The 10,420-nt window shown below is 69.0% G+C and carries 9 protein-coding genes; 6 read left to right on the top strand and 3 right to left on the bottom strand.

Annotated elements, in window-relative coordinates:
• The first annotated feature begins 93 nt into the window (after window positions 1–93).
• From GKO32_RS37315 to GKO32_RS37300, 4 genes are all read left to right on the top strand, one after another.
• The gene (locus GKO32_RS37315) at window positions 94–1,014 is read left to right on the top strand and encodes a chitinase (protein ID WP_208024663.1); all 921 of its coding nucleotides are present in this window, start codon (window positions 94–96) and stop codon (window positions 1,012–1,014) included.
• Between the two features lie 15 nt (window positions 1,015–1,029).
• On the top strand, window positions 1,030–2,208 hold the full coding sequence (locus tag GKO32_RS37310; RefSeq protein ID WP_154761625.1) for a glycoside hydrolase family 64 protein: 1,179 nt from the start codon (window positions 1,030–1,032) through the stop codon (window positions 2,206–2,208).
• Between the two features lie 34 nt (window positions 2,209–2,242).
• A complete protein-coding gene (locus GKO32_RS37305; protein ID WP_154761624.1) occupies window positions 2,243–2,614 on the top strand; it encodes an MmcQ/YjbR family DNA-binding protein in 372 nt (123 codons plus the stop codon).
• A gap of 110 nt (window positions 2,615–2,724) precedes the next feature.
• On the top strand, window positions 2,725–3,498 hold the full coding sequence (locus GKO32_RS37300; RefSeq protein ID WP_154761623.1) for a polysaccharide deacetylase family protein: 774 nt from the start codon (window positions 2,725–2,727) through the stop codon (window positions 3,496–3,498).
• 16 nt (window positions 3,499–3,514) lie between these two features.
• Here GKO32_RS37300 and GKO32_RS37295 read toward each other — a convergent pair whose 3' ends face one another.
• Window positions 3,515–4,201: an SDR family oxidoreductase gene (locus GKO32_RS37295; protein ID WP_312869267.1), complete on the bottom strand. Its 687-nt coding sequence runs from the start codon at window positions 4,199–4,201 to the stop codon at window positions 3,515–3,517.
• A 360-nt stretch (window positions 4,202–4,561) separates the two neighbouring features.
• On the opposite strand from GKO32_RS37295, the gene GKO32_RS37290 reads away from it, so the two are divergent.
• Window positions 4,562–6,217 carry an NAD(P)/FAD-dependent oxidoreductase gene (locus GKO32_RS37290; protein WP_312869266.1) on the top strand — a complete coding sequence of 552 codons (1,656 nt, stop codon included), beginning with the start codon at window positions 4,562–4,564 and terminating at the stop codon, window positions 6,215–6,217.
• Window positions 6,214–7,638, top strand: coding sequence for an ATP-binding protein (locus GKO32_RS37285; RefSeq protein ID WP_154761621.1), 1,425 nt, complete (start codon window positions 6,214–6,216; stop codon window positions 7,636–7,638). Before GKO32_RS37290 ends, GKO32_RS37285 begins: the two co-directional genes overlap by 4 nt.
• Window positions 7,639–7,644: 6 nt before the next feature.
• Here the strand turns inward: GKO32_RS37285 and GKO32_RS37280 are convergent, their stop codons facing one another.
• Window positions 7,645–8,688: an MBL fold metallo-hydrolase gene (locus GKO32_RS37280; RefSeq protein ID WP_154761620.1), complete on the bottom strand. Its 1,044-nt coding sequence runs from the start codon at window positions 8,686–8,688 to the stop codon at window positions 7,645–7,647.
• 39 nt (window positions 8,689–8,727) lie between these two features.
• A complete protein-coding gene (locus GKO32_RS37275; RefSeq protein WP_246245337.1) occupies window positions 8,728–9,534 on the bottom strand; it encodes a glycoside hydrolase family 16 protein in 807 nt (268 codons plus the stop codon).
• Between the last annotated feature and the right edge of the window lie 886 nt (window positions 9,535–10,420).

The following is a 10,420-nucleotide window of genomic DNA, read 5'->3' as shown; positions in this document are numbered from 1 at the left end:
ACCCCGCCGCCGGTGACCACAACGCCGCCGAGTTCCTCGAAAGCGACGGCGCCACCGGGCTCTTCGAAGACCACGACGAAACCCCCGGCCAGTATGAGCAAACCGGCCACCAGCGCGCCCGGCCGCTTCGCGCCCTACGTCGACACCTCGCTGTTCCCGCCGTTCGACCTGATCTCGGCCGCGAACTCGTCCGGTGTCAAGAACTTCACCCTCGCCTTCGTGCTTTCCGGCGGCGGGTGCACCCCGAAATGGGGCGGCGTCAGCGAACTGAACAACGACGGGGTGCCAGGGCAGATCGGGCAGCTGCGCCAGCTCGGCGGTGACGTCCGGGTTTCCTTCGGTGGCGCCAATGGCATCGAACTCGCGCAAGCGTGCACCGACGTCCCGGCGCTGGCGTCCGCCTACGACAAGGCGATCAGCACCTACGGACTGTCGCAAGTGGACTTCGACATCGAGGGCGGCGCACTCGGCGACGTCGCGGCCAGCACCCGGCGCGCCCAGGCCATCGCGCAGTTGCAGAAACAGAAGAACCTCGACGTGTCGTTCACGTTGCCGGTGCTGCCCTCGGGCCTGACCCAGGACGGGGTGAATCTGTTGCAGAACGCCAAGGCCAACGGCGTCCGGGTGGATTCGGTGAACGTCATGGCGATGGACTACGGCGACGGCGCCGCGCCGAACCCGGCCGGGAAGATGGGCCAGTTCGCCATCGACGCGGCCACCGCGACCCAGGCACAGATCAAGCAGGTGCTCGGGCTCTCCGACGCGGACGCATGGCAGCACGTCGCGGTCACGCCGATGATCGGCGTCAACGACGTCGCGACCGAGGTGTTCACGGTGGCCGACGCGACGAAGCTGACGCAGTTCGCGAAGGAGAAAAACCTGGCGTGGCTGGCCATGTGGTCGGCCACCCGTGACAAGCCGTGTCCCGGTGGTCCTGCCGGGAACGCGCAGGCGACCTGCAGCAGCATCGACCAGCAGCCGCTGGACTTCACCAAGGCCTTCGGCGCCTTCTGAGGAAAGGAACAGAAAATGCCCAACAGGCGTACGTTTCTGCACGGCATGGCCGTGGCCCTCGTCGGCGCCCCGATCGGCGCGGCCGTGGTCGCGGCCCAGACGTCTGGCGGCGGTGCGCGGGCCGCGGACGCAGCCCTGCCCCTGACCGTCGTCAACCACACCGGCCGTTTCGGCAACCGCGAGATCTTCTGCTACATCGTCGGCACCGATCTCGCCACGGGACATCAGGTGTACAGCGGGCCGGACGGCGGTGTTCGGCAGGTTTCGTTGTCCGACAACGGTTCCGGTGGGTTCGCCGACCTGTCGATCCCACTGTCCGCCGACGGGGACACGAAACTCGCGATCCCGGCGAACATGTCCGGCCGCGTCTACTTTTCGCTCGGGGAGAAGCTGAAGTTCAAGGTCGTCACCGACGGTGCGGGCAACGCGGCGTTGCAGTACCCGGCGGGTTGGGTCGAGGGTGACCCGAGTTTCGCGGTGCTGCACGATTTCGTCGAGTTCACCCACAACAGCGCGGGAATGTTCTGCAACACCACCATGGTCGATATGTTCGGGGTGCCGCTCGCGCTTACCCTGACCGGTGCGGCGAACCAGCGCACCGGCGGGCTCGTGCCGGGCGGGCGGGACGCGATTTTCCGTGGCCTGGCGGCGATTCGCGAGTTCGCACCGCTGGTGGTGGACGATCTGCGGGTGATCGCGCCGGGGCACGGCATCGAGTCCGGGCGGTTCCCGGCGACCTACTTCGACTCCGTGATCGGCGCGGTGTGGGACAAGTACGCCTCGGCGCCGCTGACCGTGTCGACCGGCTCGGGCAGCGTCACCGGGCAGGTCTCGGGCGGGATGTTCCGGTTCGGTGGCGGGGTCGCCCCGTTCGCCATGCCGACCACGCGCGACGTGTTCTTCTGTGACGGCGCGCTCGCCGCGCCCAACGACGGCGTCACCGGGCCGGTCGCGGCCGTGCTGGGCGCCGGTTTCAACCGCACGACCCTGCTCGCGAACCCGAACCAGCCGGGCACCGACCCGGCGTCGTTCTACCAGGGCCAGGTGACCAATCACTACGCCAGGCTGCTGCATCAGAACAGCGCGGACGGCAAGGCCTACGGGTTCCCGTTCGACGACGTCGCCGGGTTCGCGTCCTACATTCAGGACACCGCGCCCAGTTCCCTCACCGTCGAACTGAGCCCGTTCCAGTAAAGGTGCGGGACGAACAGCACAGTATGGTTGCGGGATGGGGCCCGCCGAGCTGAAACGCAGTTGCCTTGGCCTCGCCGGAGCGCGGGAGGAATTCCCCTTCGGCGAGGCCGCCAGCGTGTTCAAGGTGGCGGGCAAGATGTTCGCGCTGAGCGCGCTGAAGGGCCGCCCGCTGTCGGTGAGCCTCAAGTGCGACCCGGATATCGCGGTCAAGTTGCGGCTGGAGTATCCGGCCATCACCGCCGGCTACCACCTGAACAAACGGCACTGGAACACAGTCCTGCTCGACGGTTCGGTGCCGGACCAGCTGGTGCGCGAAATGGTCGAGGATTCCTACGATCTCGTGGTGGCCGGGCTGAGCAGGCGGGAGCAGGAGAAGCTGCACTGGGTCGGGCTCGCCCGGGAATGACGCGCCGGCGAAACTCCGGCCAGCTTCCAGCATTTCCCGTGGCCTTCACCCTATCGTGCTAGCCGAGTCGACAAGGTGACTCCATTCCGTTAGTCCGGTCTGGAGGAAGAATGCGCTATCGGGTGCTGCGCCCGCCGTACCTGTACCGCTGGGCGGTGCTGCTGAGCGTGCTCGTGGTGGCCGTCGCGGCGATGGTATCGGCGTTCAGTTCCGCCGAGGGCACGCCGACCGCGGTCCCGGCACCGGCCGCCGCTCCGGTCACGGCAACGACCACGCCGCCCGAGCCGGCGGATCTGGTGCGAGGCACCGCGCACGCCGGAAAGTTCGTCGCGCTCACCTTCGACGACGGGCCCGATCCCGTGTACACGCCGCAAATCCTCGACGCTCTGACGCGGGCCGGGGCAGTGGCGACGTTCTGCATGGTCGGCACCAACGTCACCCGCTACCCAGAGCTCGTGCGCACCGTGCTCGCCCGCGGGATGCGGTTGTGCGACCACACCGTCAGCCACGACGAGCAGCTGAGCAAGCGCAGCGAGCAACGCATCACCGCGGAGATCTCGGGCGCCTGGTCGGATCTGCAGGTCGCGGCCGGCGCCGACGTACCGGTGCCCTATTTCCGCGCGCCCGGCGGCGCCTGGTCGGCGCTGATGCGCGACGTCGCCGCGCGCCAGGGCATGAAATCGCTTTCCTGGAGCGTCGATTCGCGCGACTGGACGCAGCCGGGGGCCGCGCAGATCGTCGCCACGGTGCAGCGGACGATCCAGCCCGGCGCCGTCGTCCTCCTGCATGACGGCGGCGGCAAACGCACCCAGACCGTCGAGGCGCTCAACCAGCTCCTGCCGTGGCTTTCCGCGCAGGGCTACCGGTTCGACTTCCCCGCGTGACCCCGGAGTTTCCCCCTCACCGGGCGGGTTTCAGGACGAACTCGGTGAGATGCCCGTCCGGCGGCGTCGCCAGCACCAGCAGCACCGCAGCCGCCACCGTCTCCGGCGTCAGGTACCGCGACGGTTCGAACGGGCCCCCTTCGCCACGCCGGACCGTGCGCTGCATCTGAGTCGCGACCCGGCCGGGATAGATCGTCGTCACCCGGATCCCCCGGTCGAGCTCCTCCTGGTGCAGCGCTTCGGCGAACACGCGCAGCGCCTCCTTGCTGGCCGCATACGCGCTGCGACCGGCCGCGGACCGCCGTACCACGGTCGAGTTCACCAGCACCACCCGGCCGCGTGCTGCCCGCAGTCGCGGCAGCAGCTTCTTCGTCAGTTCCACCACCCCGAACAAGTTCACCGAAAACACTTGCCGCCATTGACTTTCCGGCATGTCGTACACCGTGCCGGAATCGAACACGCCGGCGCAGTGCACGAGCACATCCACGTCCGGCAGATCCAACGGGACATCCGGCACCGCATCGTCGAGATCGACCGGCCACCACGTCGCATCGGGCAACCCGGCCGCCATCGATTTCAGCGCCGCCTCGTCCCGGCCGGAAAGACACAACGCGTAGCCCTCTTCGCTCAGCGCCATCGTCACCGCCCGGCCTATCCCCCCGGTCGCACCCACCACCACCGCCACCGGTTTTCGTTCCGCCACAGTCGATTCCTTCCGCGGAGGGGACAACTGCCCCATGTGGGGGTCGGCGGTAATGCCGGTAGCGCTACAGCCGCGAGGGGCAAATCCCCGGCCCTTATTTCCCGAAACAGACATGGAAGACAAAAGGGCGTGTTGTAACGGCAGGGCGCGACCTGGCGACTACGGGACACAACCGGAACGCGCCGGTAACTTACGGTCGCGCAACCGGCTCGCCGGACGCTCGGACTCCCCCTCGGAGCGTCGTGGCGGCGAGTGCTCCCGGTGCGGGCTCCCTTGTCCCCCCGCGCCGGGAGTCACTTGCGGCGGCGCCGGCGGGGAATACGATCGACCGGCGCGGCATCGACGCCGTAGGGTTCAAGCGTGAGCCAGCCCATCCTGTTGACGGTCGACGACGACCCGGCCGTGTCGCGGTCGGTCGCCCGCGACCTGCGCCGGCGCTACGGCCAGGACTACCGCGTCGTCCGCGCCGATTCCGGCGCCGACGCGCTCGACGCACTGCGTGAGATCAAGCTGCGCGGGGACGCGGTCGCCGCGATCCTCGCCGACTACCGGATGCCGCACATGGACGGCATCGCGTTCCTGGAACAGGCGATGGACCTGTTCCCGCAGGCCCGCCGCGCGCTGCTGACCGCCTACGCCGACACCGACGCCGCGATCCAGGCCATCAACGTCGTGGACGTCGACCACTATCTGCTCAAACCGTGGGACCCGCCGGAAGAGAAGCTGTATCCGGTGGTGGACGCGCTCGTGGAAACCTGGCGCGAGGTGGGGGACCGGCCGGTCGCGGAGACCAAGGTGATCGGGCACCGGTGGTCCGCCCCGTCGTACAAGGTCCGTGACTTCCTCGCCCGCAACTCCGTGCCGTACCGGTGGTACTCGGTCGAGGAGCCCGAAGCGGTGCGCCTGCTGGACGCCGCCGGCTCGAACGCCGACGAGATCCCGGTACTGGTCACCCCGGACGGCTCCGTGCTGCGCAAGCCGACCGGCGAGCAGATCGCCGACGCGGTGGGCCTGTCCACCCGTCCCGCCGAGGAGTTCTACGACCTCATCGTCGTCGGCGGTGGTCCCGCCGGGCTCGGCGCGTCGGTGTACGGCGCGTCCGAAGGGCTGCGCACGGTGCTCGTCGAGCGCCGCGCGACCGGCGGTCAGGCCGGGCAGAGTTCCCGCATCGAGAACTATCTGGGCTTCCCGGATGGAGTGTCCGGCGCGCAGCTGACCGACCGGGCCCGCCGCCAGGCGCAGAAGTTCGGCGCCGAGGTGCTCACCGCGCGGGACGTCGTAGGTCTCGAAGCACGCGGCTCGGCGCGCGTGATCAAGTTCGGTGATGGCAGCGAACTCGCGGCGCACGCGGTCGTGCTCGCCACCGGCGTCTCCTACCGCACGCTGCAAGCCGACGGGTGTGCCGAGCTGACCGGCCGCGGCGTGTACTACGGCTCGGCCTCCACCGAGGCGCCCGAATGCACGGGCCAGCACGTGTACATCGTCGGCGGGGCGAACTCCGCGGGCCAGGCGGCGGTGTTCTTCTCCCGCTACGCCAAGGACGTCACGATCCTGGTGCGCGGGGAGTCGCTGCACGCCTCGATGTCGCACTACCTCATCGAGCAGCTCGACCAGATCGAGAACGTGCATGTCCGTACCCACACCACGGTCAAGCAGGTGCACGGCGACGAGCATCTGGAGAAGCTGACGCTGTGCGATCAGCACGGCACGGAGGAGACGGTGGAAACCAGCCACCTCTTCGTTTTCATCGGCGCCGCGCCGCGCACCGGGTGGCTGGGCGACCAGATCGTCCGCGACGAGCACGGGTTCGTCCGCACCGGGCCGGATCTGCTCGTCGAGGGCAGGCGGCCGGCCGGCTGGACCCTCGACCGCGACCCGCACCATCTGGAGTCCTCGATTCCGGGTGTCTTCGTCGCCGGCGACGTACGCTCGCAATCAGTGAAGCGTGTCGCGTCCGCGGTCGGCGAGGGCGCGATGGCGGTCACGTTGGTGCACCGGTACCTGGAGCAGCGATGAGCGAACCCGTTCTGACCCGGCAGTTCCTGCGGGAGTTGTTTCTGTTCACCAGCCTGTCGGACGCGCAGCTGGACTGGGTTCTCGAGCACGCGACCATCGAGCATTACGACGGCGGCGTGAAGGTGATCAGCGAGGGCGACGAGGCCACGTGCTTCTACGTCCTGCTCTCCGGCGCCCTGCGGATGACCAAACAGGACTCCGGCGGCGAGGTCGAGACGACCCGCTCGGACCAGCGTGGCGCCTACTGCGGCGCCACCTTGTTCTTCTACGGCCAGGATCAGCAGCGATACGTGGCCTCGGTCTACGCGCTGAGCGATCTGACCTTCCTGACATTGCCCGCCAGGGAGTTCGCCGAGCAGTTCCGGGCCTGGTTTCCGATGGCGACGCACCTGCTCGAAGGTTCGTACCTCGGCTGGCGCAACTCCGACGCGCTCATCGGGCAGCGGCGGCGTCTGCTCGCACTCGGCCAGGTTTCCGCGGGCCTGACGCACGAGCTCAACAACCCGGCCGCGGCGGCGGTCCGGGCCACCGCCGCGTTGCGGGAGCGGGTCGCCGGCATGCGGCACAAGCTCGCGATACTGGCCAAAAAGGACATCGACCCGAACCTGCTGGAGCAGCTCATCGATGTCCAGGAGCAACTGGTGAAGCAGGTGGCTGCGGCGCCGCTGCTCACCGCGATGCAGCAGGCCGACCGCGAGGACGAGATCGGCGACTGGCTTTCCGACCACGGCCTGGAACACGGCTGGGATCTCGCGCCGATCTTCGTGGGAGCCGGGTTGACCGTGCAGAACCTGGACGACGTCCTCGATTCGGTCGGCGAGTCGCTGATCGACGGCGCGGTGCGGTGGCTTGCCTACGCGCTGGAGACCGAGATGTTGATGGGTGAGATCGAGGACTCGACGACGCGGATATCGGCGCTTGTGGGGGCGGCGAAACAGTATTCGCAGATGGACCGGGCGCCGCACCAGTGGGTCGACGTGCACGACGGGCTCGACTCGACGCTGGTGATGCTGGCCGGCAAGTTCGGCGGCGAGATCACGGTCGTCAAGGACTACGACCGCACGCTGCCGGATGTGCCGGCGTATCCCGGCGAGCTCAATCAGGTCTGGACCAATCTGATCGACAACGCGATCGGCGCGATGAACGGGTCCGGCACGCTGACCGTCCACACGGCACTCGTCGAAGACCAGGTGTGCGTGGAAATCGGGGACACCGGGCCCGGTGTCCCCGAGGAGATCCGGCAACGGATCTTCGAGCCGTTCTTCACCACGAAGGCGGTGGGGGAGGGCACCGGGCTGGGGCTGGACATCTCGTGGCGGATCGTCGTCGAACGCCATCACGGTGATCTGCGGGTGCGCTCACAGCCGGGCGACACCCGGTTCCAGGTGCTGCTTCCGCTGACGGAGGTCGCCTCGGAGTGACGGCGGCTACCACCAGGGATTGACCGCCGGCGGTTTGGCGACGTCGACGCGTTCACCGGGACGCGGGATCGCCAACGGTACTTCGTGCGCTTTCGCCTCGGCCCACACGCGTTCCGCCGGCTCGCTCCACGGGTGCGGCGCGAGCCGGAACGTGGCCCAGTGCAGTGGAATGAGCAGGCCACCGCGGGCCTCCCGATGCGCGGCGACACCTTCCTCCGGTGTCATGTGGATCCCGGGCCAGGCTTTGTCGTAGGCGCCGATCTGCACGAGCGTCACGTCGAAGGGACCGTGCTTTTCCCCGATCCGCGCGAACCCGTCGAAGTAGCCGGTGTCGGCGGTGTAGAACACGCGGTGCTGCGCGGTGGTGATGATCCACGAAGCCCACAAGGTGTTGTCACGGGTCAGTTCGCGGCCGGAGAAATGCTGCGCTTCCGCGGCGGTGGTGGAAATCCCGGCGATCTCGATGCTTTCGTCCCAGTCGAGTTCGATGATCCGTTCGTGCGGAACCCGCCACCGGCGCAGGTGCGCGCCGACGCCCAGCGGCACCACGAACGGAGCCCGTTGCGTGCGCGTCAATGCGCGGACCGTGTCGTAGTCGAGGTGGTCGTAGTGGTCGTGGGAAATGATGATCTGGTCGAGCTCCGGCAGGTCCTCGAGCCGGTGCGGCGGCGGGTGCAGGCGGCGCGGGCCGGTGAACCGCGTCGGCGCTACGCGGTCACTCCACACCGGATCGATCAGCACGCGCCTGCCGTCGATTTCGATCAGCGCCGACGCGTGCCCGTACCACGTGATGTGCAGGCCCTCGTCCGGATGGTCGGGGCGCTGCGGGACCAGCGGGATGGGTGCGCGGAACCATCGGTCGCCGAAGAACATCTCGCGCATGGCGGTGAGGAGCGTGCGCAGGTCGGGCTGGGCGGACGGGTTCGTGTTGTAGAACCGTCCATTGTGGAATTGCGGCGAGCGTGCCATCAGCTCGCGATCGGGCTTGCCGCCGAACGAGGGCACGAGCGTGCGTGCCGCCCAGCCAAGGATGTCCCGGACCGTGTACATCTGTTCAGGCTACCGTCCGGGTGCGCCCGGGGCCGGTGTTCAGGCGGTGACGTGCACGTAGTCGAGCACCAGCTGTTGGGGGAACTGGGTGCCGCCGTCCGGTGAACCGGGCCAGTCGCCGCCGACGGCGAGGTTGATGATGAGGAAGAACGGGTGGTCGAACACCCAGCGGTTGCCGCCGAGATCGGCCGGGGTCCTGGTCTGGTAGAGGTTCCCGTCGACATACCACTTGATGCTGCCGGGCGCCCAGTCCACGGCGTAGGTGTGGAAGTCGTCGGAGAAGTTCGGGCCGTTGTAGGCCGCCCCGATCCCGCCCGATCCCGAGTAGCCGGGGCCGTGGATCGTGCCGTGCACCGTGGTGGGCTCGCGGCCGATGTTCTCCATGAAGTCGATCTCGCCGCAGTTCGGCCAGCCGTCCGAGCCGATATCGTTGCCCAGCGCCCAGAACGCCGGCCACATGCCCTGCCCGCGCGGCAGTTTCATGCGCGCCTCGAAATGCCCGTAGGCCTGGGTGAACTTGCCGGCGGTGTTGAGCCGGGCCGAGGTGTAGGTGCAGGGGCCGTACCAGCAGTTGTGGCCGCCCTCCTGGCGTGCGGTGATGACCAGGTGCCCCTGGCCGTCGAGTGCGGCGTTCTGTGCGCCCGGGGTGTACCACTGGAGTTCGTGGTTGTTGACGTTGTCGCCGGTCTCGTTGGTCCACTTGGACGCGTCGGCGGCGGCGCCGGCCGGGCCGTCGAAGTCGTCGCTGAACACCGTCGCGGCGCCTGCGTTGCCAGGCGCGACAAGCAAAGCCGCCGCGGCGAGCAGGGGCACGCCCAGCCGAAGCAGCCGGGAGTTGGTCCTCATCGACATCACTGCCTCTCGATCCGCTCGTTTGGTGCGCGGAAACGAAAGTATGGAAGCATTGGTCCAGACCTTCAAGATACTTAGGTAGGTATTTTCCCACCGGCTTCCGTTCGGGAGAGGGGCGGGGGAGCCGGGCGCCGAGGGGACCGCCGCCGCCAGCCGTGCGGCGGCGGGACTGCTGTGTCGGCGGCGGGACTGCCGTGCGGCGGCGGGACCGTCAAGCGGCGCAGGACCGTCGTGCGGCGGCGGGACTGCCGTGCGACCGCGGGCCACCCGCACGGAGCGATGGCGACCGGGCCTTCGCCGTAGCGGCTCCCCGGCGGGGCCGCGATGGCGAGCTTGGCGGCCCCCGCCACCACAAGGTTGCTCCCCTCGCCGGCAAACTCCGCGTGACGGCGCTCGACACGCCCCCGCCGATCGCGATTCTCGCGACCACGGGGCGACCCGCCCCGGCGCGCCGCCGACCACGTCCGGGCGACCCGCCGCGCGGCGCGGTGCGCCGTCGCTTCTGCTGCCATCCCAAATCCTGGCCACCGATCGCCGCGCCGCGGTGCCGCTGCCCGCCGATCGCCGCGACCTCGACGACCGTCCCGCGGCGACTGTCCCGCCGCGACCTGAGCGGGTGTCGCGCCGTGACCCGGCCAGGTGTCTCGCCGTGACCCGAGGGGGTGTCTCGTCGTGATCCGACTGGGTGTCGCGCCGCAACCCAGCCGTGTGTCGTGCAGTGACCTGAGCGGGTGTCGCGCCGTGACCCGGCCAGGTGTCTCGCCGTGACCCGAGCGCGTGCCGCGCCGTGATCCGACTGGGTGTCGCGCCGCAACCCGGCCAGGTGTCCTGCCGTGACCTGAGCGGGTGTCGCGCGCAACCCAACCGCGCGGCTCACCGT

The organism is Amycolatopsis pithecellobii (assembly GCF_009707865.1).
GTDB classification, from domain to species: Bacteria; Actinomycetota; Actinomycetes; order Mycobacteriales; family Pseudonocardiaceae; genus Amycolatopsis_E; species Amycolatopsis_E pithecellobii.
The sequence above is the reverse complement of the archived record's forward strand: the minus strand, read 5'-3'. Positions and strand labels throughout refer to the sequence as shown.